At 61.7% G+C, this 26,949-nt stretch carries 28 protein-coding genes and 3 pseudogenes; 14 read left to right on the top strand and 17 right to left on the bottom strand.

All coding sequences use genetic code 11. From position 1 onward, the window contains the following. Positions 1-222, bottom strand: a pseudogene (locus NKH59_RS30510) (pseudouridine synthase); the annotation flags it as partial. A 76-nt stretch (positions 223-298) separates the two neighbouring features. Here NKH59_RS30510 and NKH59_RS30505 point away from each other — a divergent pair. Beyond that, on the top strand, positions 299-751 hold the full coding sequence (locus NKH59_RS30505; RefSeq protein ID WP_352474534.1) for a nucleoside deaminase: 453 nt from the start codon (positions 299-301) through the stop codon (positions 749-751). Between the two features lie 83 nt (positions 752-834). On the opposite strand, the gene NKH59_RS30500 is transcribed toward NKH59_RS30505, so the two are convergent. Both NKH59_RS30500 and ileS read right to left on the bottom strand, forming a co-directional pair. Then, positions 835-1,515, bottom strand: a complete 681-nt coding sequence (locus tag NKH59_RS30500) for a hypothetical protein (protein WP_352453465.1) — start codon at positions 1,513-1,515, stop codon at positions 835-837. Between the two features lie 195 nt (positions 1,516-1,710). Next, on the bottom strand, positions 1,711-4,701 hold the full coding sequence (gene ileS, locus NKH59_RS30495) for an isoleucine--tRNA ligase (RefSeq protein WP_352474532.1): 2,991 nt from the start codon (positions 4,699-4,701) through the stop codon (positions 1,711-1,713). 42 nt (positions 4,702-4,743) lie between these two features. On the opposite strand from ileS, the gene NKH59_RS30490 reads away from it, so the two are divergent. The 3 genes from NKH59_RS30490 to NKH59_RS30480 all read left to right on the top strand — a co-directional run bounded on the left by NKH59_RS30490 (position 4,744) and on the right by NKH59_RS30480 (position 5,826). Beyond that, positions 4,744-4,929: a hypothetical protein gene (locus NKH59_RS30490; RefSeq protein WP_352474531.1), complete on the top strand. Its 186-nt coding sequence runs from the start codon at positions 4,744-4,746 to the stop codon at positions 4,927-4,929. 85 nt (positions 4,930-5,014) lie between these two features. Beyond that, complete coding sequence (locus NKH59_RS30485) at positions 5,015-5,389, top strand: Xre family toxin-antitoxin system antitoxin (RefSeq protein ID WP_254817430.1); 375 nt, start codon at positions 5,015-5,017, stop codon at positions 5,387-5,389. A gap of 2 nt (positions 5,390-5,391) precedes the next feature. After that, positions 5,392-5,826: an RES family NAD+ phosphorylase gene (locus NKH59_RS30480; RefSeq protein WP_254817429.1), complete on the top strand. Its 435-nt coding sequence runs from the start codon at positions 5,392-5,394 to the stop codon at positions 5,824-5,826. 16 nt (positions 5,827-5,842) lie between these two features. Here NKH59_RS30480 and NKH59_RS30475 read toward each other — a convergent pair whose 3' ends face one another. The 3 genes from NKH59_RS30475 to NKH59_RS30465 all read right to left on the bottom strand — a co-directional run bounded on the left by NKH59_RS30475 (position 5,843) and on the right by NKH59_RS30465 (position 7,998). Beyond that, entirely contained in the window at positions 5,843-6,646 is an 804-nt protein-coding gene (locus NKH59_RS30475) for a MipA/OmpV family protein (RefSeq protein ID WP_352453469.1), read from the bottom strand. Positions 6,647-6,844: 198 nt separating this feature from the next. Then, positions 6,845-7,750, bottom strand: coding sequence for an alpha/beta hydrolase (locus NKH59_RS30470; protein ID WP_353023985.1), 906 nt, complete (start codon positions 7,748-7,750; stop codon positions 6,845-6,847). Then, positions 7,720-7,998: a hypothetical protein gene (locus tag NKH59_RS30465; RefSeq protein WP_352474526.1), complete on the bottom strand. Its 279-nt coding sequence runs from the start codon at positions 7,996-7,998 to the stop codon at positions 7,720-7,722. The genes NKH59_RS30470 and NKH59_RS30465 overlap by 31 nt, the downstream gene beginning before the upstream one ends. A 335-nt stretch (positions 7,999-8,333) precedes the next feature. Between NKH59_RS30465 and NKH59_RS30460 the strand changes: the two genes are divergently transcribed. After that, a complete protein-coding gene (locus tag NKH59_RS30460) occupies positions 8,334-8,888 on the top strand; it encodes an HdeD family acid-resistance protein (RefSeq protein WP_352474525.1) in 555 nt (184 codons plus the stop codon). 79 nt (positions 8,889-8,967) lie between these two features. Here the strand turns inward: NKH59_RS30460 and NKH59_RS30455 are convergent, their stop codons facing one another. Beyond that, the gene (locus NKH59_RS30455; protein ID WP_352474524.1) at positions 8,968-9,951 is read right to left on the bottom strand and encodes a bifunctional riboflavin kinase/FAD synthetase; all 984 of its coding nucleotides are present in this window, start codon (positions 9,949-9,951) and stop codon (positions 8,968-8,970) included. Between the two features lie 9 nt (positions 9,952-9,960). Then, positions 9,961-10,821 (bottom strand): TIGR01459 family HAD-type hydrolase, encoded by an 861-nt coding sequence (locus NKH59_RS30450; protein ID WP_352474523.1) that lies wholly within the window; start codon positions 10,819-10,821, stop codon positions 9,961-9,963. A gap of 338 nt (positions 10,822-11,159) precedes the next feature. On the opposite strand from NKH59_RS30450, the gene NKH59_RS30445 reads away from it, so the two are divergent. Next, complete coding sequence (locus NKH59_RS30445) at positions 11,160-13,127, top strand: pilus assembly protein TadG-related protein (RefSeq protein WP_502904867.1); 1,968 nt, start codon at positions 11,160-11,162, stop codon at positions 13,125-13,127. Between the two features lie 118 nt (positions 13,128-13,245). Next, positions 13,246-13,878: pseudogene (locus NKH59_RS30440) on the top strand (LysE family translocator). A 6-nt stretch (positions 13,879-13,884) separates the two neighbouring features. Here the strand turns inward: NKH59_RS30440 and NKH59_RS30435 are convergent. Next, positions 13,885-14,709 carry a DUF2189 domain-containing protein gene (locus NKH59_RS30435; protein ID WP_352474519.1) on the bottom strand — a complete coding sequence of 275 codons (825 nt, stop codon included), beginning with the start codon at positions 14,707-14,709 and terminating at the stop codon, positions 13,885-13,887. Positions 14,710-14,852: 143 nt separating this feature from the next. Beyond that, the gene (locus NKH59_RS30430) at positions 14,853-15,557 is read right to left on the bottom strand and encodes a glutathione S-transferase family protein (protein WP_352474518.1); all 705 of its coding nucleotides are present in this window, start codon (positions 15,555-15,557) and stop codon (positions 14,853-14,855) included. 108 nt (positions 15,558-15,665) lie between these two features. Between NKH59_RS30430 and NKH59_RS30425 the strand changes: the two genes are divergently transcribed. Further along, positions 15,666-16,031, top strand: coding sequence for a winged helix-turn-helix transcriptional regulator (locus tag NKH59_RS30425; protein WP_352474516.1), 366 nt, complete (start codon positions 15,666-15,668; stop codon positions 16,029-16,031). A 276-nt stretch (positions 16,032-16,307) separates the two neighbouring features. Here NKH59_RS30425 and NKH59_RS30420 read toward each other — a convergent pair whose 3' ends face one another. Further along, entirely contained in the window at positions 16,308-16,757 is a 450-nt protein-coding gene (locus NKH59_RS30420) for an SgcJ/EcaC family oxidoreductase (RefSeq protein ID WP_352474514.1), read from the bottom strand. Positions 16,758-16,819: 62 nt separating this feature from the next. Here NKH59_RS30420 and NKH59_RS30415 point away from each other — a divergent pair, with 62 nt between their 5' ends. Together NKH59_RS30415 and NKH59_RS30410 are read left to right on the top strand one after the other, a co-directional pair. Next, the gene (locus NKH59_RS30415; protein ID WP_352474513.1) at positions 16,820-17,266 is read left to right on the top strand and encodes a MarR family winged helix-turn-helix transcriptional regulator; all 447 of its coding nucleotides are present in this window, start codon (positions 16,820-16,822) and stop codon (positions 17,264-17,266) included. A 244-nt stretch (positions 17,267-17,510) separates the two neighbouring features. After that, the gene (locus NKH59_RS30410) at positions 17,511-18,029 is read left to right on the top strand and encodes a CAP domain-containing protein (protein ID WP_352474511.1); all 519 of its coding nucleotides are present in this window, start codon (positions 17,511-17,513) and stop codon (positions 18,027-18,029) included. Between the two features lie 44 nt (positions 18,030-18,073). Here NKH59_RS30410 and NKH59_RS30405 read toward each other — a convergent pair whose 3' ends face one another. From NKH59_RS30405 to NKH59_RS30385, 5 genes and pseudogenes are all read right to left on the bottom strand, one after another. Further along, positions 18,074-19,063, bottom strand: coding sequence for a putative bifunctional diguanylate cyclase/phosphodiesterase (locus NKH59_RS30405; RefSeq protein WP_353023980.1), 990 nt, complete (start codon positions 19,061-19,063; stop codon positions 18,074-18,076). 80 nt (positions 19,064-19,143) lie between these two features. Continuing rightward, positions 19,144-20,709: pseudogene (locus NKH59_RS30400) on the bottom strand (PAS-domain containing protein); the annotation flags it as partial. Positions 20,710-20,934: 225 nt separating this feature from the next. After that, on the bottom strand, positions 20,935-22,470 hold the full coding sequence (locus NKH59_RS30395; RefSeq protein WP_352474508.1) for a DHA2 family efflux MFS transporter permease subunit: 1,536 nt from the start codon (positions 22,468-22,470) through the stop codon (positions 20,935-20,937). Between the two features lie 304 nt (positions 22,471-22,774). After that, a complete protein-coding gene (locus NKH59_RS30390) occupies positions 22,775-23,953 on the bottom strand; it encodes an HlyD family secretion protein (RefSeq protein WP_352474507.1) in 1,179 nt (392 codons plus the stop codon). Further along, on the bottom strand, positions 23,950-24,429 hold the full coding sequence (locus tag NKH59_RS30385) for a MarR family winged helix-turn-helix transcriptional regulator (RefSeq protein WP_352474535.1): 480 nt from the start codon (positions 24,427-24,429) through the stop codon (positions 23,950-23,952). Before NKH59_RS30385 ends, NKH59_RS30390 begins: the two co-directional genes overlap by 4 nt. Before the next feature lie 135 nt (positions 24,430-24,564). On the opposite strand from NKH59_RS30385, the gene NKH59_RS30380 reads away from it, so the two are divergent. Together NKH59_RS30380 and NKH59_RS30375 are read left to right on the top strand one after the other, a co-directional pair. Further along, complete coding sequence (locus tag NKH59_RS30380) at positions 24,565-24,996, top strand: hypothetical protein (protein ID WP_352474506.1); 432 nt, start codon at positions 24,565-24,567, stop codon at positions 24,994-24,996. Next, positions 24,965-25,210 (top strand): BBE domain-containing protein, encoded by a 246-nt coding sequence (locus NKH59_RS30375; protein ID WP_352474504.1) that lies wholly within the window; start codon positions 24,965-24,967, stop codon positions 25,208-25,210. Before NKH59_RS30380 ends, NKH59_RS30375 begins: the two co-directional genes overlap by 32 nt. Positions 25,211-25,250: 40 nt before the next feature. Here NKH59_RS30375 and NKH59_RS30370 read toward each other — a convergent pair whose 3' ends face one another. Then, positions 25,251-26,186 (bottom strand): bifunctional helix-turn-helix transcriptional regulator/GNAT family N-acetyltransferase, encoded by a 936-nt coding sequence (locus NKH59_RS30370; protein ID WP_353023978.1) that lies wholly within the window; start codon positions 26,184-26,186, stop codon positions 25,251-25,253. A gap of 217 nt (positions 26,187-26,403) precedes the next feature. Here NKH59_RS30370 and groES point away from each other — a divergent pair, with 217 nt between their 5' ends. Together groES and NKH59_RS30360 are read left to right on the top strand one after the other, a co-directional pair. Beyond that, entirely contained in the window at positions 26,404-26,700 is a 297-nt protein-coding gene (gene groES, locus NKH59_RS30365; RefSeq protein ID WP_006203049.1) for a co-chaperone GroES, read from the top strand. A 62-nt stretch (positions 26,701-26,762) separates the two neighbouring features. Beyond that, positions 26,763-26,949, top strand: a 187-nt coding sequence (locus tag NKH59_RS30360; protein WP_292717624.1) for a TCP-1/cpn60 chaperonin family protein, incomplete at its 3' end; no start/stop codon positions are given.

Raw genomic sequence — 26,949 nt, 5'->3', positions numbered from 1 at the left:
GCCTTCCGGACGCGGCCCTTTGCTGAATGGCCGGTCGCCGCCTTTGAAGTCGCGCTTCGGCCGTTCGCCTTCGGTCGCCGCCGGCTGGTCGCCGCGCGGAGCGTAAGGTTTTTTGGCGCCGAAGGACGGCTTGCCGCCCTTGCCGGGAGCGCTATCGCGACCACGCGTCCCTGCCGGCTTCGGGCCGGCCTTGCGCGGGAATTTCTTGTTTTTGTCGTCCATGTGGCCTTTGCTCGTTTGCGCGGGTAGTAACAGGATCGCGCTCTAGTGGCGAGGAGATAATCGGAATGGAAACCGCGTGAAGCGGCAGGATTTCATGGCACTGGCGCTGAAAGAAGCCGAAGCCGCCGCCCAGCGTGGCGAGGTGCCGGTTGGCGCGGTCGTCGTCGGCGGCGATACGGTCGTTGCGAGTGCCGGCAACCGCACCCGCGAGTTTGCCGATCCCACCGCCCATGCCGAGATGCTGGCGATCCGCGAGGCCTGCCGCAAGCTTTCCAGCGAGCGGCTCAGCGGCCACGATCTCTATGTGACGCTGGAGCCGTGCGCCATGTGTGCCGGCGCCATCTCCTTCGCCAGGCTGCGCCGGCTTTATTTCGGCGCTGCGGACGAGAAGGGCGGCGCAGTGGTCAACGGCGTTCGCTTCTTCACGTCACCGACCTGCCACCATGTGCCCGACATCTATCCGGGCATGGCCGAGAACGCAGCAGCAGCATTGCTGAAGGACTTTTTTCGCGAGCGACGCGGAGCCTGATTTTCTGGTCCGGCAGACGGTCCATCCAAGTCAGCCAATCCAGCCAGCCAATCCAGGGCAAGAACGTCTCTGGCGCCGTCAGCCTACCAGGGCAGCCAGTCGAACATGCCGCCGCTCTTACTCTTGGCAGCCGCCTCCCTCTTGAGGCGGCGTTCCTTCTTGTACTCGTCCTCGCCGAGGTCACCCTGCGGCGCGGTGGCGGCGGCAGCGCGGTATTGCACCGGTGGCTCGCTCAGATATCTGCGGGTGGTCGGGTCGCCCTGTTTGCCTTCAGCCCGGCGGCGCATGATTTCCGCGGCGCGGCTCTTGTCCGAATCGGCCGGAGTCCAGGCTGGCGGGTGGCTCGAGCCCGACAGCTTCAGCGCGGCCTTGACCGACGCCGGATCCGTCTGCACGTCATCGATGACCTGCGCCTGGTAGGCCGGGTCGTCCTGATGCAGGGTGGCATCGGCGCGCAGGCGGGCACGGCGCTGCTCCGGCGATTCGGGCCATTCGGCACTCGCCGTCTCGATGCTTTCCTGCGGCGGCGGCAAGACTTCCTTCTGCCCCGGCCCTGGCTTCACCAGTGTGGGGCGCGGCTTGTAGTCGATACTATCCTTGCGCTTGGGTGCGAAGGAAAAAGCCCCGGTGAGGTCGCCGGCAAGCTGCGCGCCCGCGGTCTTGTCGGTCCCGTAAGTGGGCGAGCCCATGCAGCCGGACAAAGCGAGGCCCGATACGACAAGCGGCGCCAGCAGCGCAACGCGCGCGTAAGTTCTCTCGGTCATGCCAAAAAGTCCCACTGTAGACAGCCTCTCGATTGCCGCCGGCCAAAGAAAGGTCCGGTCCCCATCGCCTATGCTCTTCCGACGGAATTCCGGCGACAATTTGTCGTCCGGAGTTTCGCGTGTTTACCTCAACCACTCGTTAAGGGCAACGCGCGGGGGCCGATCGGCCGCCCGCCGTGGCATTTGTGCACCGCCTTAAAGACGGCTCAAAGCCTTCAGCTCATGCAGAACAGCGGCGTCACGGGCCGAAACATCCGGGAATTCCGGATCTGACCCGACATCGGCGGTGTAGCGCCAGGAGCGCGCGCACTTCACCAGGCCACGGTCCTCCGCCTTCTCGACGACCACGGCGACGCCCTTGACGTCGTCGAGGGTAAAGCTGCCCGCCGACGCCTTGCCGTGCACGATTACCAGATCGCTGGTGATCGCCATCTCGGCCATATCGACATCGGCGATCGCCGCTTCGAGCACGGCATCGTCGAGGGTAACGACCGGCACCGCTTCCAGCGAAGAGCCGATGACCTTCTGCGCGCGGGCAATTTCCAGCGCCCCGGTGACGACACGGCGAACCTGCCGAACCTTGCGCCACTTCTCCGCCAGCGCTTCGTTCCTCCAGTCCGCCGGGATTTCCGGGAACTGGTCGAGATGCACGGAGACCGCATCCGGATGACGGTCGAGCCAAGCCTCTTCCATGGTGAAGGGCAGCATCGGCGCCAACCATTTCACCAGGCAGTCGAAGAGATGGCGCACCACCTGCACTGAAGCCTTGCGCTTCACGCTGGAAGGCGCTTCGCAGTAAAGCGCGTCCTTGCGGATGTCGAAATAGAAGGCCGACAGCTCTACCACCATGAAGTCGAGCAGCGCGCGGGTGATGCGCTTGAATTCGAACGCGTCGTAGCCCGAGCGTACGACCTCATCGAGTTCAGCGAGCCGGTGCAGCATCAGCCGCTCCAGTTCAGGCATCTTATCCAGCGGCACCTCCTCGCCATCGTCGTGGGCGAGCGTGCCCAGCATCCAGCGGATGGTGTTGCGCAGCTTGCGGTAGGCGTCGATATTGGTCTGCAGCACGTTCTTGCCGAGCCGCTGGTCTTCCCAATAATCGGTCGTCACCACCCACAGCCGCAAGATGTCGGCGCCGGACTGCCTGATGACGTCCTGCGGCACGACGGTGTTGCCGAGCGACTTCGACATTTTCCGCCCCTCCTCATCCATGGTGAAGCCATGGGTGACGACGGTGTCGTAGGGCGCCCTGCCCCTGGTGCCGCAGCTTTCGAGCAGCGAGGAGTGGAACCAGCCGCGATGCTGATCGGAGCCTTCCAGATAGACGTCGGCCGGCCATTTCAGGTCGGGCCGGTCCTCGAGCGTGAAGGCATGCGTCGAGCCTGAATCGAACCAGACATCGAGGATGTCCATGACCTGCTGCCATTTCGAGGCATCGTGATTGCCGAGGAACCGCTCCGTGGCGCCGGCGGCGAACCAGGCGTCGGCGCCTTCTTTCTCGAAGGCGTCCATGATGCGCCGGTTGACTGCCTCGTCGCGCAGCACATTGCCGTCGGCATCGGCAAAGACGGCGATCGGCACACCCCAGGCGCGCTGGCGCGACAGCACCCAGTCGGGGCGCTCCTCGATCATGGCGCGGATGCGGTTCTGGCCGGCGGCGGGCACGAAGCGGGTATCGTCGATGGCTTTCAGGGCGCGGCTGCGCAGCGTCGTGCCGTCGCCAAGCTCCTTGTCCATATAGACGAACCATTGCGGCGTGTTGCGGAAGATGATCGGCTTCTTCGAGCGCCAGGAATGCGGATAAGAGTGCTTCAGGCGGCCGCGCGCGAACAGCGCGTTGCGCTTGATCAGCTCGTCGATGACAGCCTGGTTGGCGTTGCCCTTCTTGCCATTGTCGTCGATGACGCGCGCCGCTCCACCCTCGCGATCCTGGCCGAAGCCCGGCGCGTCCTTGGTGAAGAAGCCGGCATCGTCGACGGTGAAGGGGATCGCGGTGTCGATGCCACGCTGGCGAAGATCAGAGGCAGCATCCATCCAGGCGTCGAAGTCTTCGCGGCCATGTCCCGGCGCGGTGTGGACGAAACCGGTGCCGGCATCGTCGGTGACGTGATCGCCGGCGAGCATCGGCACGGGGAAATCGTAGCCGCCACCCAGAGCTTTGAGGGGATGCGAAAGCGTAAGGTTTTCAAGCTCTTCGGCGCCAACGCTGCGAAGCCGATTCAGAGTGACCTTGGCCTTCGCGGCAGCGTCGTCCGCAAGCTTCTCGGCAAAGATCAGCTTTTCGCCGGGCTGAGGACCAAAGGCGTTCTCGGCCGCCGTAACCTCGTAGAGACCATAGTTGATGCGCGGCGAGTAGTTGACGGCGCGGTTGCCGGGGATCGTCCACGGCGTCGTCGTCCAGATGACGACGTTGGCATCAAGCAGATCGAGCGACGTCTGCGTCAGCTTGGGATCAAGGGCTGACTGCCCATCCTTGATGTTGATGACCTGGCGAGCGAGGCTGACGACCGGAAACTTCGCCCAGATCGTGTCCGACTCATAGTCCTGGTATTCGACCTCCGCCTCGGCCAGCGCGGTGCGCTCGACCACACTCCACATCACCGGCTTGGAGCCGCGATAGAGCTGGCCGGACATGGCGAATTTCAGCAGCTCGCCGGCGATGCGCGCCTCGGCATGGAAAGCCATCGTCGTATAGGGATTGTCGAAGTCGCCGACGACGCCGAGCCGCTGGAATTCGGAACCCTGCACCTTGATCCAGTGCGCCGCAAACTCACGGCATTCCTGCCGGAACTCGTTGACCGGCACCTCGTCCTTGTTCTTGCCCTTGGCGCGGTACTGCTCCTCGATCTTCCATTCGATCGGCAGGCCGTGGCAATCCCAGCCTGGTACATAGTTCGAGTCATAGCCGCGCATCTGGAACGAGCGGGTGATGACGTCCTTGAGGATCTTGTTCAGTGCGTGGCCGATATGGATGTTGCCATTGGCGTAGGGCGGGCCGTCGTGCAGCACGTATTTTTCGCGGCCGACTGCGTCTTCGCGCAACTTGCGGTAAAGGTCCATGTCCTGCCAGCGCTTGACCAGCAGCGGTTCCTTTTCCGGCAACCCGGCGCGCATCGGGAAATCCGTCTGCGGCAGGTAGAGCGTTTTGGAATAATCGATCGTCTCGGCGGTCTCGGTATCAGTCATTCGTCTGCCATATGCGTTGCCGGCGGCAAAAGAGCCCGGGCGTTGAACTATCATGATCTGGAAAAAGCGCGAGAGGCCGCGCGCAAGATTCCCGGCGGCTCCGGCGGCGGTCAGGCCGCCCGGAGCACCGGGCCTGTAATTCGTATCGCAGGCGCGAGAAGGCGCGAAAAGCTCGTCATGGCTGGGCTTTTAACCGAGACAGGCGATATTGAAAAGCCCGAACTCTGATGCTTCCTTGCGGAAGGTGCCAATTGCGCATACATTTGTAGGCAAATGGCAAGCAGAATGGCCTGCAGTGCCAAGGAAACAATTCATGTCGGTCGCAGCAAGGGCAATTCGCGCAACACACGACTTTTCCGTCCCTACGGACAAGATCGATCATCTGCGCAGTCTGGGTTTCAGTAGCGAAGAACTCTATCGTATCGTTGCCCCCCGCCGCACGCTGGCGCGTCGCAAGGAACATGCCGAGCCGCTTTCGCCAGCTGAATCCGACCGCGCCCTGCGCCTTGAACGCATCGCCGAGCAGGCGGATCGGGTATTCGGTAGCCATGAGAAAGCCCAGCGTTGGCTGAGAAGCGAGATCATAGCATTGGATGGTGCAAGGCCGATCGATCTCCTTGAGACAGAGACCGGCGCCCACGTCGTTTCCGAAGAGCTTATCCGTATCGACTTTGGCATGCTTGCCTGACGATGCGCATCTGGCGCATCTCCAATTTCGCGGATCTCTCGGGTCGTGGCGGAACGCTCGTTGATGGAAGATGGAACAGGCGCGGAATGCCCATCGTCTATTGCACCGACCACCCTTCGACGGCACTGCTGGAGATACTGGTGCATGCGACGCGCGAAACCGTTCCGGAAACCTACCAGCTTATCGAAATCGACGTTCCGGACGGAATAGAAATGACCGAACCGGTTATCCATGACGGCTGGGACAAGGACATGGAATCAACACGGCGACAGGGCACGGACTTTCTCTCGGCCAATCGTTACGCGCTCATGAAAATTCCTTCGATCATAATGCGCAAGGCAAACAACTATCTGCTCAACCCGACCCATGACGATGCGTCACGCATTACGATTGCGGGCCTATACCATTATCCGTTCGACAGCCGTTTGATCAAATGAGCCGACGCCCGCCCGCTCACATCGAGAAATCGAAGCGATAGGTCGTCGACACGCCGATCATGAACTGATCCCTGGAGCCGCGCTCCTTGACCAGGCTGGAATCGGCGGCCGGGCCCATCAGGCGGGAATATTCGCCGAACAGACTGGCCGTCATCGGCTCGGTCACCTTCCAGGTCACTGCGCCGCCCAGGCCCGCCGACTTCACCCCGCCGCCGGGATGATATTCGCTAAGTCCCGAGGCCAGGGACTCCTTGGCATCAACGCCGTAATAGGCGTCGAAATAGTCCGATGAGGCGAACGAAACGCGCGGTCCGGCCGAAATCCTGACGTCGGGCGTCACATCGTAAAAGGCGTCGGCGGCGATGTCGGCGACAAAACCGTTATGGGCGCGAATGCCGTGCCGCAATTCGGCGCGGGCACGCAGCCAATCCAAAGGATAGAATTCGAAGAAGCCGCCAGCCTCGCCGCCCCAGCGCACCGGGTCGAGACCCTTCAATTCGTCGGCGTCACCACCGTCGCGGGAAAACAGGAACTTGCCTGTCAGGCCGGCGCGGACGCCGCCATCGTCGATCAATGCCAATGAAATATTGTCGTTGCGCGAGGTGAAGCGCGCCGCGGGACCAGCCTTGCCGAGCGAGATGATCGGCGAGGCACTGAGCAGGTACTTCTTGCCGCCCTCGAAATTCGGAGCAACCATGCCGGTGGCGCCGACCGTCAGGTACCAGTCTCCGGACAGCCAGCCGAAGGTGCCCTCGCCGGCCTTGGCAACGCCGCAGGTGCCGAGCATGAATGCGGCCAAGATCGTCGGGACAGACCGCATCGTTACTCCATACGTCGAACGCATTGGCCGATACAACCAGCCTTGACTGAAGCCATGGCGCCAGTTCGGTAAAATTTGACTTAATATCCGCAACATTGGCCGCGTTGGCCGGCCTGTTCCGCGTTCCAGTCGATTGTTTGGCGCACCAAGATTCCAGATCAAGTGTTTGGAATACGATAGCAGTTGCCTCGGCAGGGGTTACAAACATTCGCGGACAAACATGCCTGCGCTGTGAAGGGCACGGCGACCGGCGCTCAACCCCGCATTCCAAACCGGCCAAGCGTGAATCATATGCGGCCAAATTTCGAGACCTACTTTAACGTCAGCCGCGCCAGCGGCTTCGGCGAGCCGAGTTGCGTCCGACAACAGCGTCTCGGCCGAACCGGCTTGTATCAGCATTGGGGGAAATCCGCTCAGATCGGCGAACAAGGGCGAGATCAGCGGATCGCGCCGACCAACGCCATTGGGAACATAGGCCGTTGCCAGTTCCTCCAAATACCCCCGGTGGATGATAGGGTCGATTGCGTCCTTGGTTGATAGTGTCGCGCCGGACATCGAAAGGTCCGTCCAGGGCGAAACCAGCCAAAGACATTGCGGCAACGGCTCGCCTGCCGTGCGCAATATACTGACCAGGCACAGAGTGAGGTTGCCGCCCGCACTGTCTCCGCCAACCACGATGCGATCCGACGCGATGCCTTGCCGGCTCAGAAAGCGCCATGCGGTGAGTGCGTCTTCATGTTGCGCAGGGAAAGGATGTTCCGGTGCGCGGCGATAGTCGATCGCGAGGGTGCGTATTCCCATTGCCCGACCTGCCTCGGTAACCATTCGACGATGACTTTTAAGGGAGCCGGAGCAGTAGCCACCACCGTGGAAAAAGAGCAGAATCTTGTCCCTGTCACTCCCAGCCGCCAGCGACCACTCTCCCTCGAGGCCATCGAAAACCACATGCTCGCATCGGATGTCCTCCGCGACTGGCCACACCGAACCGACTTCGTCGAGCCGTGCCCGGCGTTCGTCCCAGCGGACCGTTCGAGGCTTTGACGTCAACAGCCTGCGGACGGCGTTGATCTCTGTCAGATCGAGGTGTTCGTCCACATCGCCCATTTTGCTCCCCCAGTCTTGCCAAGCGCCGAGAAAGGCGAACAGCCAAACGTCATCGACAAGATACCGATTGCCCGCTTGCAAATATAGCGACGAACCAGCGCCACGATCATCTTGCGATCAGCCAGATCAACATCAGCGAGAAATCGCCCGACGTCCGTGCCATATTGGCGGTGCGCTGCCGTGTGAGCCAATTTTCGATTGCTCGACGATGCAAGGTTCAAAAGAGGGGGAATTCCGATGCCGGACAATTCGTATGCCGGACGCAAGGTTGTGACATGCGGATGCGGATGCGACCGGCGTTGCGCGGCGTTTGGAGGTCTGGCTCGGTATCAAAGCTCGACGTTGCGGCCGCTTTGCGGACAGGAGCTATTCTCCAACTAAACCTCGGCGTGGCCACGGTTTGGCCTGACGGCGCAAGCCCACGTTTCACGGAAATAAACTCGCAGCGGCTGCTCTTGCCAAAAGCAGGCGTACCGCCCGAGCCTGGGTGTGACCCTCACTGCCTGCTCGCTTTACGAGAAGGCACATCGGCGTTACCTTCAAAGCCGACAAAAAAGGCCAAGTAGTCTTGAGGGAGAGGGCGATGACACTGCACGGCGATGCCTTGAAAGATGCGATCAGCCAGACGCGGGCGAAATGGGGATGGTTCGTCGCGCTCGGGGTGCTGCTGCTTGTCTTCGGCGGCATTGCCTTCGGCAATCTGTTCATCGCAACCGTCGCCTCGGTCTTTGTCGTGGGCTGGCTGATGCTGATGGCCGGCATTGTCGAGATCATCCATGCCTTCGGTGTGAAGACATGGGGCCGCTTCTTCTATTGGCTGCTCAGCGGCCTCCTCTACGCCGTCGCCGGCTTCTTCGCGTTCGACAATCCGGTCCTCGCCTCGACGGTGCTGACCTTCCTCCTGGCGGTCGCGCTTCTTGCCTCAGGCGTGCTCAGGGCCTGGGTCGGCTACAGCCACCGGCCACAGCCCGGCTGGGGCTGGGTGGTCGCGGCCGGCGTCATCAGCGCGCTGGCGGGACTGGTCATCGCCATGGGCTGGCCGGTCAACAGCGTGTGGGTGCTGGGCCTGTTCCTGGCCGTCGACCTGATCTTCCAGGGTTGGAGCTTCATCGCTCTTGGCTTGGCGCTGAAGAGATAAATTCTGGTTGAGCATGATCTTAATCGGAAAACCGGTTCCCACTTTTTTGCTTCGCTGACCTTCGGTTCGGGACCATGCTCTAAAAAGCTATGGCCGCGTCCAGCCCGGAAAGCGGCCTGACGCCGGCGAGCAGTGCCTTCGCCTCGGCCTCGTCACGCTTCATCTGGGCGACCAGCGCGTCAAGCCCGTCGAATCTCACCTCCGAGCGCAGGTAGCCGAAGAAGGACACGGCACAAATCTCGCCATAGAGGTCGCCGGAAAAGTCGAAGACGAAGGTCTCCAGCAATGGCGCGCCATTGTCGTCGACCGTCGGCCGGCGGCCGAAGCTGGCGACGCCATCGTGAAGCGAAGCGTCGGCGCGGCGGAAGCGGACGGCATAAATCCCTTCCTTGAGGGTGGCTTCCGGCGAAAGCCTCATGTTTGCGGTCGGAAAGCCGAGTGTCCGGCCGAGCTGCTGGCCGCCGATCACCTCCGCCTCGACGGTGAAACGGTAGCCGAGCAAACCGGCGGCCTCGGCCACATTGCCCTCGCACAGCAGCGTGCGTATGCGGCTCGACGACACCACCTCGGCGCTTTCGTCGCGAAACGCATCCACCAGCGTGACGCCGAAGCCGTGGCGCTCGCCGGCAGCCATCAGATAGGCCGGGCCGCCCTGGCGGTCCTTGCCGAAATGGAAATCGAAGCCGGTGACGGCGTGGCTTATGCCGAGATTGCGCTCGAGCACGCCGGTGACGAAAGCCTCCGCCGACAAGGCGGCGAACTCGCGTGTGAACGGCTGCTCGACCAGCGCCGCAAAGCCCAGATGCGACAACAGCCGCGCCTTCATCGGCGGCGGCGTCAGCACGAACAACGGCATGTCCGGCCTGAACACCTTTCGCGGATGCGGTACGAAGGTCAGCACCAGGGCGGGTACGCCGCGACGCTCCGCTTCGGCGCGCGCGCGTTCGAGCACCGCCTGGTGGCCGCGGTGGACGCCGTCGAAATTGCCGATAGCCACCACGCCGCCGCGCAGATGGGCCGGCAGCGGTGCGGTTGCGGAAATGCGTTCGAACATGGCCGTCATGGCTTGAACCTATTGCAGCCTGGGAATCACCGCGACCGGCCTGTAGCCATATTTTTCCAGGAAGGCCGCGAGCCTGGCCGGATCCGGCTGCAGCGTCTCACCGTAATCACGGGCATGGATCCCGCCCGATACGTAGAGCACGTCGAAGCCATTGTCGGCCGCGCCCTTGATGTCGGTCATCATGCCGTCGCCGATGGCCAGAACTTGCGAACGCTCGACCGGGCGGCCGAGAATGACGGCGATCTCCTTCATGGCGACATCATAGACCGGCGCGTAGGGTTTGCCGGCGATCAGCGTGCGTCCGCCAAGCTGTGCGTATTCGCGGGCCAAAGCGCCCGCGCACCAGATCATGCGTTCGCCGCGCTCGACGACGATGTCGGGATTGGCGCAAATGAAGGGCAGGTTCCTGGCACGCAGCCGCAGCAGAAGATCGGCATAATCCTCCGGCTTCTCCACCTCGTCATCGAACAGGCCAGTGCAGACCACGCCGGATGCTTCGAACTCCTCGACGAGTTCGACGTCGAGGCCCTCATAGAGCGTGAAATCCCGATCGGCGCCTATGTGGAAGATCTTTCGCGGCCCTTCCGCGATCAGGTCGCGGGTAACGTCGCCGGACGTCACGATACGGTCGTAGGCGGCGGGAGGAACGCCGATGGCGTTCATCTGCGCCACCACGTCGGCGCTGCGACGCGGCGAATTGGTGATCAGCACGACAGGTATTTTCGCCGCGCGAGCAGCGATCAGCGCGGCAGCCGCCGCCGGGAAATGCCATTCGCCGTTGTGCACCACGCCCCAGACGTCGCACAGGATGGCTGAATAGGCTCCCGACAAGTCTGCGAGCGAACCGATGATGTCGGGCGAATCCGCCATGCCGTTGTCCCTGTACCATGATGCTTGCAAGCGCCGCGACCGACGGTCCGCCGCGACCGGCTGGGATTAACCGAAGCGCTTCACCCTGTCACCAGCTTTCATAGCGCCGCAAGATTGTCGCACGGGGACGCCGGCGAGCACGCGATGGTGAAAGCTTTTCTTTTCCAGCGCCTTATTCCCTTTTTTAGAGGCTTTGCCGCGGGAAGCTCGGAGCAGCATTGCCGATTGCGGACGCGTGGTTAACAGGGATTGAAAACCCGTACCGGCCTTGAACGTATTTCAGCAATCGGAAATTTAAAAAGGCGTGGCATCGTCCGGGAAAAATGGGGCGGGCGGGAATGCTGAAGGCAATAGTCGGAGAATTCCGACACGACAGACGTGGCAACTACTCGTTAATGACTGCAATCACCATTGTGCCGCTGATGGCCGGTCTGGCGCTCAGTGTCGACTACGGGGAGTTGCTGCGCCAAAAGCACGAAACGCTGAACGCCCTTGATGCGGCCGGCCTCGCCGCCGCCCAGCAGATCGTTGCCGGCGCCAGCGACGACGACGTCAAGGCCTACGCCAAGACATTTTTCGAAACCAATCTCGCACGTATCGACCCGGCGAATACAGCGCTGACCGTCACGCTGCCCAACAACAATGCCGGCGGCGGCACCCTGAAGCTCTGCGCCAGCCTCACCTTCCATCCCTATTTTCTACCGGCCGCCAGCCTGCTGATCGGCGGCACGGCAAGCGACACGACCTTCACCGAATGTTCGGAACTCCGCCTCAAGAACACCCTCGAAGTCGCGCTTGTGCTGGATAATTCCGGCTCGATGAGTGATCTCGGCTCCGGCACCGGCGAGAAGCGAATAAACCTGCTGAAGTCGGCCGCCAAGCAGCTTGTCGATACGCTGGCGCTTCAGGCGCAGCAGATGAAGCAGATCACCAAACCGGTGCAGTTTTCTCTCGTGCCGTTTGCGGCCTCGGTCAATGTCGGCCCTACCCACGACCAGGACGGCTGGATGGATCAGGACGGCATCTCCCCGATCCAGCACGAGGATTTCGACTGGACGACGATGAGTGCCGCCAATAATCCGGACAAATATGCCGAGAAGCTCAACGGCGTCTGGTACAAGCGCGGCGCCGGCTGGGGCGAGACCAAGGACCAGCCGCTGACCCGTTTCAGCCTCTACGCCGACATGACGGTCGAATCGGGCCGCGAAGAGGTACCCAATTCGAAGCAATATGTCTGCGACACATACAAGAGGAACGGCACCTGCCAGTACGGCCACTGGAGCGCACCGGAATATATCTACACCACAAGCCGCTATGCGAGCTGGCAAGGTTGCGTCGAGGCACGGCCATATCCCTACAATGTCGACGACACCACGCCCGATACAGCCGCGCCGGCCACGCTTTTCGTGCCGATGTTCGCCCCGGATGAGGCTGGCACTCTGTGGCTCGATTTCAACCGTGACGGCATCAACGACGTCATCGGCACGTCCTACAATTACGGCAACAACTGGTGGGCCGATTGGCCCTATGTCGCCGGTCCTACCGCTTCCCAGCGCCAGTCTGACATGCGCAAATATTTCCTGGTAAAACCATACGGTTCGCAATCCGCAGCCGCAGGCGATGGGCCGAATTCCTCCTGCACCACCAACCCGATCACGCCGTTGAAGGACGTCAGCCAGGACGCAGAGAAGCAGGAGATCAAGGACGCCATCGACGCCATGGCGCCGAACGGCAACACGAACGTGCCGGAGGGCCTTGCCTGGGGCTGGCGAACTGTATCGAGCAACCCACCGTTCACCGATGGTCGGCCGAACAGCGAGAGGGGCAACGACAAGGTGGTCGTGGTGCTGACCGACGGAGCCAATACCTATAGCGCCGTCAGCGACAGCAGCTACGCCAACAACAGGTCGACCTACGCCGCCTACGGCTACACCGGCCTGACCTATCCGGGATCTGGAAGCGTAACCCGCCTGTTCATGAATACCAGCACCGATATTGGCAAGACCACCTATACCGGTGCCAACTACACGGCAGCACTCGACGAGCAGATGAAAACGCTCTGCGCCAATGCAAAGAATTCAAATATTCTGGTGATGACGGTGGCGCTCGACCTGTCACCCACAGATGCCAGCGACAAGAAGGCAATCGATGCGCTGAAGGCATGTTCCTCGGATTCGCGCTTCCGCAAGGATCCGGCGGACCCGAGCAAGCCGGCCAAGCTGTTCTGGAATGCGACAGGCGCGACGCTGTCCGACAATTTCAAGGAAATCGCCAACGAATTGTCGAACCTGCGCATCGTCGGCTGAAGGCGATGGGATTGGCGACTAAGGCAGGGGCCCGGCGCACTGGCGCAAAGGCTCCTGCCCTCATACCCTTGCGGGTGATGGAAGCATGTGGTGAGTGTCCTCATCCGGAGATGCGCTCTTGCCTGAACCCGCCAACCACCCTTGCCTTTGCGCTGGTCTGCCTCGGCATGGTGCTGACGCCCGGCCCAAACATGATCTATCTGATCTCGCGCTCGCTGTCGCAAGGGCCGAAGGCCGGGCTGATCTCGCTGGGCGGTGTGGCGCTCGGTTTTTTGTTCTACGTGCTGTCGGCGGCGTTCGGCATCACCGCGCTGCTGCTCGCCGTGCCCTTTGCCTATGATGTGCTGCGCCTTGCCGGCGCGCTTTACTTGCTGTGGCTCGCCTGGCAAGCGGTGAAGCCGGTGGGCGCTCGCCCTTCCAGATCCGCGAACTGCCGAAAGACAGACCGCGCAAGCTGTTCGCCATGGGCCTGATGACCAACCTGCTCAACCCAAAGGTGGCAGTGCTCTATCTGTCGCTCCTGCCGCAATTCATCAGCCCCGACAAGAGCCACGTGCTGTCGCAGCTTCTGGTGCTCGGTGCCACGCAGGTCGCGATCAGCCTGACCGTCAACGCCATCATCGCGGTGACGGCCGGCTCGATCGCCATCTTCCTCGCCGGGCGGCCGCTATGGCTGGTGATCCAGCGCTGGATGATGGGCACGGTACTGACCGCGCTGGCCGTCAAGATGGCAACCGACGCGCAACGCTGATCGGGCCTACATCGGCCGCCTGACCTGCTGTGCCCGCTCCGGTTCGACCACCCTGCGGTAGAGATGCCAGGTCGCGTGGCCAAGGATGGGCATGACGACGGCAAGCCCGGCAAATAGCGGGATCGAGCCGATGACCAGGAGTATGGCGACCATCAGGCCCCACAGCGCCATCTGCAGCGGGTTTGTCAAAACTGCGCGCGCCGACGTCTCGACTGCCGAGACCGCGCCGACATCGCGGTCGAGCAGCAGCGGAAAGGCGACGACAGTCGTCGCCAGCACGATCGCGGCGAAGGCGAACCCGGCCAGGTTGCCGAGCAGGATCAGTGTCCAGCCCTTGCTGGTCGTCAGCACTTCGCGAATAAAGCCGACGATAGAGGCCGGAGGCTGATTGCCGTACAGGCTGGTGTAGATCGATTGCGCGGTGAACAGCCAGAGCAGGAACAGTACCACCAGCATGATACCGATGACTGCAATCGCGGGCAGCGCCGGCGAGTGGCGCACGTCGAGCGCATGCCACCAGGATGTATCCATGCCGAACTCTCGCCGGCGGCTGATTTCGTAAAGGCCGATTGCGGCGAACGGGCCGACCAAAGCGAAGCCGGACATCAGCGGATAGATGAGCTGGATGGCGTTCGAGCCCGAGGTCCACTGCGTCAGGATCAGGCCGACCACCGGATAGATCAGGCACAGGAACACATAATGCGACGGCTTGGCCCAGAAATCCTCTACGCCGAGACGGAGCGCATCGATCAGATCCTCGGTGCTGATGCGGCGCACCGTGGGCTGTACATGCATTCCACGTGCGTCCGCCATGACATGAAAGCCGGCCATAACCTTTCTCCCGTGTGTCGGAGCGGTCACCGCCAGGATGGCCGCCCGCAGCTGCCACTTCAAGAACGCCCGTATGATAGCCGATCTCGGCGTGCTTGTCGCCACCGCCCGGCGCCGGGGCGCCGGGCGGCTGAACGAGCGGATTAGGCCGCGAAGCGATCGATCACCTCGGCCAGCGGCACGTGACCGAGGCAAGCGCCGGACCCGGCGGGCTTTTCGCCAGCCTCGACAGCGAGCGCGTATCGCACGGCCGGATCGGCTTCGATGCGGCGGCGTAGCGCCGCCAGCCTGGGATAAGCGGCGCCGTCGACCGCCTGGTGGAACTCCGCCCAGCGCGCTACGCCGATCAGCGTGGTATCGGCAAGCGTCGGCCGGTCGCCGACCAGGAAATCCGTGTCGAGGATCATCGCCTCGAGCTGGACATGGCGGTTGGTAACGACCTTGCGGCCGAAATCACGCAAGGTCGCCAGCTGCATCGGTTCGGCCGACTCCATTTCATATGCGGCCCAGAGCGGGGTGAAAGCGGCGGTGAAACCGGTGTTCACGAAAGCCATCAGCTGATGCATCCGGTCGCCCTCCGGCGAGCGAGGATCGAAGCTGATACGGCGTTGCGTATCGCGGGCTTCGAGCCAGGCGGCAATCGCCATGGTCTCGGTGAGCACCCTGCCCTCGTCCGTGATCAACACCGGTGTTTCCTGACGACCGTTGATGCTGGCATAGGCGTCGTTCTTCATCTCAGTGAGCATATCGACGCGACACAGGCGGTAGGGTTGTCCGAGGCGTTCAAATGCAGCGACAAGCCCCATCGAACTTCCCAGCGGGAAGCCGTAAAGGAGAACAGGTTCCATTTCTTTGTCTCTTCCATGATTTAGGGATTACGCTGCGCAGCGAAACTTGACCCTAAACGCTGGTCGCCCCATGTAAATTACGCACTATTCTGTAACCAGGTCCCCGCCATGAAAGATGTCGTCTCACGCTGCCCGATCGAGGAGACCATGCGTGTGCTCAGCGGTCGCTGGCCCACCTTGCTGCTCTACTACCTCAAGGACGGGACCAAGCGCTTCAGCGATTTGAGGCGTGACAACCCGACAGTTTCGCACCGCATTCTGGCGCTGGAACTGCGCAAGCTGGAGGAAGCCGGGATCGTGCGGCGAACGGCGCGTACCGGCTATCCGCTACGCGTGGATTACGACCTCACGGAGCCCGGGCTCAAGCTTGTGCCGCTCATCGACGCCCTGGGCGATTGGTGGGAAGATACCGAGGACGATCGGGCCGACCGGGCTACATCGACGCCGGAAACCAAACTCGTGGCGGCGGAATAGCCGACCGGCGATCACCGCCGCAAAGAACTGCCGGCGAGAGCCCAGAGCGCTCCAAGCCGTTCATACATTAGATTCCGCAAGACCAAGGCGGCCGGCTATGGGGCGCGCCATTGTGGCCAGCCAAACCGGGACAAGGCACCGCCATCCGGCACCAACTCCTGTAGCATAGCTCGCCAATCCTGATCACCTGATCCGCCGTTCGATCTCGTTGGCCGATCAGATCGGCTTGACCATGCTGGCTGGCTGTCGCTTTCGATCCTGACGTGAACGAAGAGCCTACTTATCCTCTTGAAGTTTCTCCTGAGACTTTGCCATTTGATCGTCCCCAAGTTCCATATTGTGCATCGTTGCAATCAACCATTCATCATGATCCCGCGTCGCCACTACGCTGATTAATCCGCGCCGACGCGGCCATTCGTTTCCCATCGGATCGAGCGCGCCAGTCATGGACCACCGCAGGTCGAGCGTGGCAACATCAGGGCGAACAAGCTTGTTCCGCACGCTTTCGGCGGATAGATGGCTGTACTTGAACATCTTCTCAAAAATTGGGGCATGGAACTGCTCGATCTTGTCACGTCCAGTCGCCTGCATCCCGAAGACGTTTGTAAATTCGGCATCTGCCGCGAATACGGCGGCAAAGGCGCGAGCATCGTGACGATTCCAAGCTTCGATCAGCCTGTGCGCGACACTTTCCACCCCTTCAGTTCGGACGTTGCCGGTAGCCATGCTGACCTCCTGCCATATAGTTCGGTTGCCATACTATATGGGCACCATATAAGTTTGGAAAGATGGATAATCAGCCATACACGCAGTCTCTGCTTCTCTATGCTTATCAATCGTCGGCGAGCGCCTTGGTCCAGGTTCTCCGGGAGAGCGGCCATTCGGCAATCAAGCCCAAACACGGCGCTGTATTCGCCAACATCGACGCAGAAGGAACCCGACCCAGCGTCCTCGCAGAGCGTGCGGGTATTGGCAAAGCATCGATGGGTGAGTTGATCGATGAACTGGAGCGCCTCGGTTATGTTCGGCGTTCGCATGATCCGAACGACAGACGGGCCAAATTAATCGTTGCAACTGACGCGGCGCTTGCGGTGATCCGGACCGTCCACGATTTCAATCAGCGTCTCGAAGACCAATACCGAAGGCTGCTTGGTGCTCAGGCGTACGAATCGCTCCGGTCGTCACTGCAAGCGATATCCCCCAGCGAAAATTTGCAACCGAGGATACCTCGCTAGCGCTCGTGAAGCCGCAAAGGTAGGGCAAAAGAAGCTCTCTGTCCGTGAATCTCTGACTGGGTATCGAGCTCCTGGGAGTATCGAGCCCGAACAGCCGTCTGGGCGAATGCTGCCATCCGAGCAGGCCTGTTTCGATTGAGCGGTGAAATCAATCTGACACAGTACCATCGCGTCGAAACCATTCATCACGCATTTTCACCGCCCTGCCCGGCAAAAGCCATGATCGCGGTTATGTCAGGCGGGCATGACCGTTACGAAAATCGAAAATTGTGAGGTCCAACCAAGCCTAAGCAGGCGCGTGCTGCTCAGAGCTGCCGGTCTTGGCGCCCTTGCCGGGCTCACCGGATGCGCAACCGCCGTGCTGCCTACCGGCGAAAGCGCCGGTGTCTCTGCTTCCGCCGCCGGCACGCTGGCCGGCATCCGCGCTTCGGCGGGTCTGGGGCCGCTCGCCCCCGATGCCCGGCTCGAGCAGGCGGCGCTCCAGCAGGCCGGATATATGGCGCGCGGCGGCCGAATGAATCACACCACCGGCTGGGGCAAGGACTTTGCCTCGCGCGTCAAAGACAATGGCATTGCCGGCGGTGCCGCCGAAAATATTGCCGAAGGCCGCTTCGACCAGCAGAAGCTGTTCGATATCTGGGTGCATTCGCCAGGCCACCGCCGCAACATGCTCGACCCGCGCTTCACCCGCTTCGGCCTCGCCTATGTGCGCGACGGCCGCGACAGCACGCTTCGCTATTGGTGTCTTGTGCTCGGCAGATAATTTCCGCCATTTGAGCCGGCGGATGCCTGTTGGCGACCGATCCGTCAGTCTTTGCGGCCGCCGCCGAGCAATTCCTCGATGTCCTGCGCACAAACCGGCCTGCTGAAATGATAGCCCTGCATTTCGTCGCAATTGTTCCTGCGCAGGAAAGCAACCTGATCATCTGTCTCAACGCCCTCGGCGATGACCCTCAGGTTGAGATTTTGCCCCAATGAAATCACCGCGCTGGCCACAGCCTGATCGTTCTCGTCGGCGGCGAGATCCTTGATGAAGGACTTGTCGATCTTTAGCCGCGCCACGGGAAAGGTCTTGAGTGCGCTGAGGCTGGAATAGCCGGTGCCGAAATCATCGATCGAGATCTGGACACCCAGGCTTTGCAGGGCGTTCATGGTGGCGACCGCCAGCTCGATATCCTGCATGATAAGGCTCTCGGTCACCTCCAGCTCGAGATACCTGGCCTCCAGGCCGCTGTCCTTCAGCGCGCTGACGATGCGATCGATCAGGTTGCGCTCCCTGAATTGCCGCGCCGACACATTCACGCAAACGGTCAAGGGCGGCAGCCCCGCGTCTTGCCAGGCTTTGTTCTGCCGGCACGCCTCATGCAGAACCCAGTCGCCGATCGGTACGATCAGACCTGTCTCCTCGGCGGTCGGGATGAACATCGTCGGCATTACCGTGCCAAGCGTTGGGTGGTTCCAGCGTATCAGCGCCTCGAGCGCAAAAACCCGACCTGACCGAAGGTCCACCTGCGGTTGGTAGAGCAGCGTGAATTCCGAACGCGCCAAGGCGTTTCGCAACTCTTCCTGAAGCACGAATTTTTCATGCGCCCTGGTGTTGAACTCCGGAGCGTAAAACTGGAAATTATCGCGGCCGAACTCCTTGGCGCGATACATGGCCGCGTCGGCATTTGCCAGCAGCGTATCGGGATCCGTCCCATCCTTGGGATAGTTGGCAATGCCGATGCTGGCCGTCGCCCGCACAAGATGCGCTCCGAGCCGAACCGGCTCGGCGAGTGCAGCCCTGAGCTTTTGCAAGGTCTCGGAACGAGATCGACGTTCGCCGGCTGGTCGAAAAGCACGACGACGAATTCGTCGCCGCCAAGCCGCACGACGGTATCGGTCGCCCGGACGCAGTCGACCATGCGACTTGCGACGGTCTTCAGGAGCTCGTCGCCGGCATTGTGGCCGAGCGTGTCGTTGACGAATTTGAAATTGTCTAGATCAATGAACACCACTGTCACCCAGCGATCGTATCGCTGGGCGTACAAGACCGCCTGTGAAAGCCGGTCCTCCAACAAGGCGCGATTGGGAAGCCCGGTCAGCACGTCGTGATTGGCCATGAAGTGGATCCGGTCTTCGGCCTGTTTGCGTTCGATGGCGATCCCGGCGATGCGCGTGGTGAAATCGATGAGGCGGGTCTCGGCCTCGGTCGGCTCGCGCACCGTCATAGAATACATCGCAAAGACGCCGAGCACGGCGCCCTGATGCGACAGGATCGGCGTCGACCAGCATGAACGCAAACCGTGTGGGCGCGCGAGTTCGCGATAGTCCTGCCAAAGCGGATCCTGCATGATGTCAGCGACAATCACCGGCTCGCGCCGATAGACTGCGGTACCGCAAGACCCTGCCCTTGGGCCCACCGCGGCGCCGTCGACGGCGTCGGTGTAGTCTCTCGCCAGGCTCGGCGCGGCGGCGTGGCGCAAGTGGCTGCCATCCTTGTCGAGCAGCAAGACCGAACCGAATATCCCCGCCAGTTGGGACTCGACCAGACGCATGAGCCGCTCGAGCACGTCTTCGAGGGGAGCGCTCTTTGCGATCATCTCGAGGATATGCGCCTGCCCGTCGCGAAGGATTTCGGCCTGCTTGCGCGCAGTGATGTCACGGGCAATGCCGACGAGGCCGAAAATGTTGTTCTGAACGTTGCGCAACGGCAGTTTCGTAGACAGGAACCATTTGCCGGTGCCTGACGCATCGACGACGAACTCCTCCTCGTCGATCATCGGTTGTCCGTCGCGCATCAGTTGCTGCTCGATGAGGCGAAATTTCTGCGCAAGATCCGGCGCGTGAAGGTCGAAGTCGCTTAGACCGATCATGTCGCTCGTGCTGTCTCGACCGCTGTCGGACGCAATGGCTCGGTTGGCGACGACGAAGCGGCTTTCGGTGTCCTTCACCCACATGTAGTCAGGCACCAGGTCGATGAGCGTCTGCAAGGAGATACGCTCGTCGACGACCAAGCGGTTGGCGCTGAGCTCGCTGATGTCCTCATGCGTGGCCACCCAGCCGCCGTCAGGCATCGGCTGATGGCAGACCTGAATTGTCCGGCCATCGGCGAGCTCGGCTGTCCAGTTCCCCGAAGCCGTGCCCGAATTGACTGCCCGGGCCAACGCCAGATAAGCGTCCGCATTCGTTGCCGAGGTTCCGACAGCGACGCGCCGCTCGACGATTTCGCGCAGCGCCGCACCCGGCTGCAATTGCTCCGGGGCAAGGCGATAGATTTCCGCGTAGCGTCGATTGCACAGGATCAGCCGTTCACCGGCATCAAAGAAACAGATGCCTTGCGAGATGTTCTCTATCGCGGTCTGGAACCGCAGTGCCTGGTCCTGAAGTGCCGCAATCGTGGCGCGAAGCTCACGCTCGAGGGCCTCATATGAGGCAGTCGCCAGTTGTGCCAGCGTCGTCAAATTTGCGGATTCGGGCGCGTCGGCGGTTTGCCTGGATGACTTCGTGGCCAAACACAATTCCTCCCGCTGATGCTTGAGGCAAGCAATGGAGGCTCGCCTTCAACCCAAAAGCGACTGCATATTGGTCCGGATATACTAATGGCAGGTGAACCTGGCTCAACGCCGACGCTACCGGCACAGGCAACGGAAGCCGTGGCCGGTCGCGGTTGCCGTAAGCCCTGAGGCTTAGTCCATATGCGCGGCAGGCGCCCCACCGGCGGGCGGCGCAGCCTTTGGCTTGCGCAGCAGGAAAACAAACGGGACAGCAAGCAGCGTCATCATCATCAGCAGCTTGAAGTCATTGACGTAGGAGATCATCATCGCCTGGACATTGACCATGCGATCCATCAGCGACAGCGCCGTCGGATCGCCGCCCGCCGCTGCCGGCGATGCCGCCCAGAGGTTGGGATTGAACGGATTGATGTAGGCCGAAAGCTCGGCATGGTTGATCTGCGTGTTGCGTACCAGCAGAACCGTCACCACCGATACGCCGATCGACGAGCCAAGATTGCGCACCAGGCTGAACAGCGCCGTTGCATCGGTGCGGAAACGTGCGTCGAGCGTGGCGAAAGCCACGGTGGACAGCGGCACGAACACCATTCCCATTCCAAGGCCCTGGATGACGCCGGAACTGAGGATAAGCCAGTTGTCCATCTGCGGCGAAAAGCTCGACATCGTGTAGAGCGATTGCGCGGTCAGCAGGAAGCCGATGACGACGAGGATCCTGGCATCGATCCTGTGCATGATCCGCCCGACGAACAGCATCGCGATCATCGTGCCGACACCGCGCGGCCCCAGGACGATGCCTATGGTGAGGGTCGGATAACCGAAGATGGTCGACAGCATTGGCGGCAGCAGCGACATGCTCGCCAGGATGAGCACGCCCATGACAAAGATGAACGCGAGCCCGGTGACGAAATTGCGATCGAGGAAGATCTTCGGGTCGATAAAGGGGTGCTCCGCCGTCAACGTGTGGATGGTGAATACCCAGAAACCGGTGATGGAAAGACCAAGCTCGATCCATATCTCGATCGAGGAAAACCAGTCGACCTCGCCGCCGCGATCGAGCATCAGCTGCAGCGCGCCGACACCGAGCGAGAGCATGGTGAAGCCGAAGAAATCGAAGCTGCGCACCCGCCGGGCGACGCTGGGAAGATATGCCGCCATGCCAAGGAAGGCGATGATGCCGACCGGCAGGTTGATGAAGAACACCCAGCGCCAGTTGAAATTCTCGGTCAGCCAGCCACCCAGCGTCGGGCCAAGGATCGGTCCCAGCATGATGCCGGCGCCCCAGATGGCCATGGCCTGGCCGTGGCGTTCCCTGGGGTTGATGTCGAGCAGGAAGGTCTGCGACAGCGGCACGATGGCCGCACCGAACACGCCTTGCATGAGCCGGAACAAAACGATGGTCTCAAGGCTCCAGGCGATGCCGCACAGCATTGAAAAGACGGTGAAACCGACCACGGCCGTCAGGAACAGCTCCTTGCGACCGAAGCGGTCGGCCAGCCAACCGGTCACCGGCGTCATGATCGCCGCGGCAACGATGTAGGAGGTCAACACCCAGTTGATGTTGTCGGGGGAGGCGCCGAGATCGCCGGTCATGGTCGGCAGCGCAACGTTGGCGATCGTCGTGTCGAGCGCTTGCATGATCGTCGCAAGCATGAGCGCAACTGTGATCAGGCCGCGGTGCGGTACTTCGCGAAAGGGTTCTGGGCTGCTCATGACGTAAAACTTCCAGCAGGTAACAAAAACGTGTACATTAGGTTTCCGGACGGCGAGGCCCCGCTGTAGAGAGACCCTCATCGCGGTGGGACGCGAGCATCGATGTGGGGGTTACATCGACTGAGCGTCTCGACAAAGCGGGCGCCTGCCGCCCGGAAACCTGAGGACCGAAGATCCTGCGCGACGTTGTCTGCTCAGGCAGGCTACAGCGCAGCCCGTCTACGCATTCAACTTTTCCTGCGCCTCCCTCGGACCAATCCTGCATCTATCTCGCTGTTTGCTATGCGGCCGCTACCAGGCCTCTTTACCTGGCCTCGCCTGCCGTGGCGCGGCGGAAAATGCTCGGCAGCCCGCGGGAAACGCCGGTGTCCACCGTGACGGTCGCGCTCATGCCGGTGCGCAGCGCCGCCTTGGCGTCGGCATCGGTCAATTCCAGGCGGACCGGAATGCGCTGCGTGACCTTGACCCAGTTGCCGGTAGCGTTCTGCGCGGGCAGCAGCGAGAACTCGGCGCCGGTGCCGGCGCCGATCGCCTTGACGGTGGCTTCGAACGTCTTGCCCGGATAAGTATCGACCATGATTTCGGCCTTCTGGCCGGGTTTCATGTTGGTGAGCTGGGTTTCCTTGAAATTGGCGTCGACCCAGGTGTCGCCGGTCTCGACCAGCGAAAACAGCGGCGTGCCCGAACCGACATACTGGCCGACCTTGAACGAAGCGGCCTGGCTGATGATGCCGTCGGCGGGTGCCTTGACCGTGGTCTGGACCAGATCGTAGGCCGCCTTGTCGCGTGCGGCGAGCGCCGCCATTACCGTTGGATGCTTGTCGGTCTCGATGTCGGGATTGCCGCCAAGTGCCGCCTTGGCGCTGACGATCCCTTGCTGGGCCACGGCCAGCTGCTGCTTCGCCTTGTCGAGGTCGTTCTTGGCTTCGTCCAGAGACGACTTGGCGTTGATGCCCTTCTGGGCAAGGTCGGCGGCGCGGTCATATTGCGACTGCGCGTACTGGACCTGGCTTTCGTCGGACTTCTCCTGCGCCAGCGCCTGGCTGTAGGCCGCACGCAACTGCTCGACATTGAGCCGTGCGCCGGCCACCGCCGCGTCGGCCTGGGCCAATGCGATCCGGTAGGGCTCGGGATCGATAGCGAACAACACGTCGCCCTGCTTGACAGACTGGTTGTCGAAAATGTCGACCTGAACGATGCGGCCCGCCGTATCGGCGGCTATCGACACCTTGGCCTGCTGCAGATTGGCGTTCTCGGTCTCCTGATAGCGGCCGCCGGTCACCCAGACATAGCTGCCGCCGGCGATCAACGCAGCGGGCAGCACAAACATCAAAAGGAAGCGGCCGGCACGGCGCTTCTGCTTCGGCGCCACCGGCGCCGGAGCTATCTGCGGAGCGACCGTTACCGGAGCTGCCGCCGGCTTCGCGGGAGCTTCCATCTCCAGCTTGGCCGCATTCTCATCTAGTTTGGCTACCGCGTTCATGCTGCTGTGCCTTCCGTATTCTTCACTTTTTCCGAGGGCGGCGCCTCACCATCTGCAAGATTCTGCACCATTGTCTCCAGCGCCCTGACCAGGACGCGGCGATCTTCCGGCGAAACGCCAACGAGCGATTCCTCATAGACCTCGCCGGCAAGGCTCTTGACGTGGGTGTAGGCCGCGTTTGCCTTGGCGGTCGGGAAAATCATGCGCACTCGCCTGTCGGTTGCGTCGGGACGGCGCTCGATCCAGCCGCCCTCCTCCATGCGATCGACAAGACGCGAGACGCTGATCGGCTCGATTTCGAGAAGCTCGGCAAGCCGCGCCTGCGCGACACCCGCCTCCTTGGCGACGCGGACCAGAAGCCGCCATTGCGCCGAAGAAAGGCCGAAACCACTGGCGCGCGCTTCGAAGCGCTTGCGCATCAGGCGCTGTACGTCGTGGATCAAAAAGCCCAATCTGTCGATGCCGTCGGAAACCATGAGCGACATATATAATAAGCGTGCTCATAATTCAAGGAGCCGGATTGTGCCAGAAGCCGGCGAGTGTGCATGGCAGTTGGTGCAGGGCGATCGTAGTTAGCAATTTATTACGCCGGGCGCTTGTAACGCGAAGCCATGCGGTTCTCGAGCGGCGCCCCGGATGAGCTGAGCCTGGATGCAGCGCTTGTGACGGCGCCCTCGGGCGAACGCTTCTTCAGCATATCGGCGTGCTACATCGGCCCACTCGACGAAGGCCAGCAAATCATTCAACCTCTGAGAGAGTATGGCACGCCAGTTGAGCGCCGGATTGCTCCTGTCCCCTATCTTCAAATCCAATCGGCCGGGGACAGCCTCTTTCCGCGCGGGCGGCGCTACTACTGGAAGGCGCAGTTCATGCGCGAAATCACAGATCAGGCGATCGATACCATGCTTGCGGCTTACATGACTGCACCCAGCGAATCGCTTCTGGTCCTGCAGCAGGTTGGCGGCGCCATCTCGCGAGTACCGATGGACGGAACGCCCTACGCCAATCGGGATGCGCTTTACGATCTGGGACTACCCGTCTGACGACGAAACGCACATCCGATGGGCGCGCGACCTGTGGGATGCAATGAGACCGTTCTCGACCGGCGGCGTCTATGCGAATAATCTCGGCGAAGAAGGCACTGATCGGGTTCTGGCGGCTTACGGCGAGAATTATCCGAGGTTGGCCGCACTAAAGAACAAGTATGATCCCACCAATTTCTTTCGCTTGAACCAAAACATCAAGCCTGCGACCTGAGCGACCGCCCCAGGCCGATGCTCGAAATTCTGCGGCGCTGCTACAGCTCCATATTCCAGTTCTGGCCGACCAGATCCTTGCCGAAGGAATGGTGGCGCTCCTCGTTGGTCAATTTAAAGCCCGCAGCCTCATAGATGTGGCGAGCGGCGGCGAGCACGCCGTTGGTCCACAGCGTCAGTGTCGTGTAACCCGTGGCGCGGCAAAAGCCGATACATTCCTCGACCAGCCGCTTGCCGATGCCGAGGCCGCGCGCCGACGGCTCGACATAGAGCAGGCGCAACTTCGCCACCGCGTCCGACTGGCGCACGACGAAGACCGAGCCGACGACCTCGCCTTGCCGCTCGGCGATCCAGCTGCGTTCCCATTTCGGATCGAAGGATTTGACGAATGCGCCGAGGATTTCGGCGACCAGCGCTTCATAGGTTTCGTCCCAGCCATATTCCTGCGCGTAGAGCAGGCCCTGGCGATGGATAATCCAGCCGATGTCGCCGATTTGCAGAGGCCGCAGCATATAGGGAATTTTGGGCTCGGTGCTTCCGCCCAGCAGACGCTGCACCGTCTGCATGGCCCTGACCAGCCTGTCCTGTTCGGCAACCGAAAGTCGGTCGAGCAATGCCGCGACCTGGTCGTGCGAACCCTGGTTCAGCGGCGCGAAGGCCTGCCGCCCGGCCTTGGTCAGCGCGATCGACGAGCGCCGCGCATCCGCCTCGATCGTGGCGCGCTCGACCAGATCACGCTCCTCGAACTTCTTCAGCAGCCGGCTGAGATAACCGGCATCGAGGCCGAGATCGCGCGCAAGGTCGGTGGCGGTCAGGCCATCGCGATGCGCCAGCTCATAGAGCACCCGCGCCTCGGTCAGCGAGAAGGTGCTTTTCAGGAGCCCTTCGTCGAGCAGCCCGATCTGGCGGGTGTAGAAGCGGTTGAAGGCCCGCACCGCGTCGATCCGCTCCTTGCCTGGGTGATGATGAATGGTCATGGCATCCTCCTCCCGGCAAGATCAGCGATTTAGTTGACTTGGTCAAGTATCCGTTTGAAGCAATTGTCCTGATTATGCCCAGCGGGCGCCTTGACTCGCGCGAGTTGCCAGCCTATTTCAGCGCCACGTTAGCACTCCCCCAAGATGAGTGCTAACCACATGTCCGGCGCCGCCGGACGGAGGAACTGTTCTCACCATTCTCATCGAGGAATAAAAAATGGCAAAGTCGAAGTTCCGCCCGCTTCATGACCGCGTGGTCGTTCGTCGGGTCGAATCCGAATCCAAGACCGCGGGCGGGATCATCATCCCCGATACGGCTAAGGAAAAGCCGCAGGAAGGCGAGATCATCGCCGTCGGTTCCGGCGCCCGCGACGAAGCCGGCAAGCTCGTCCCGCTGGACGTCAAGGCCGGTGACCGCATCCTGTTCGGCAAGTGGTCGGGCACCGAAGTCAAGCTCAATGGCGAAGACCTTCTGATCATGAAGGAATCCGACATCATGGGCATCATCGGCTGAATATCGGCCTCACCCTCATTTAAATCTTCGGGCTCAATCCAAGCCCCTGCCAGGAGCTAAAAATGGCTGCCAAAGACGTAAAATTCTCCCGCGACGCTCGCGAGCGCATGCTGCGCGGCGTCAACATCCTCGCCGACGCGGTGAAGGTCACGCTCGGCCCAAAGGGCCGCAACGTCGTCATCGACAAGTCGTTCGGCGCACCGCGCATCACCAAGGACGGCGTCACCGTCGCCAAGGAAATCGAGCTTG

This window comes from Mesorhizobium sp. M0998, from assembly GCF_040318885.1.
In the GTDB taxonomy this organism is placed as follows: domain Bacteria; phylum Pseudomonadota; class Alphaproteobacteria; order Rhizobiales; family Rhizobiaceae; genus Mesorhizobium.
This window is presented reverse-complemented; position numbering and strand designations above follow the sequence as displayed.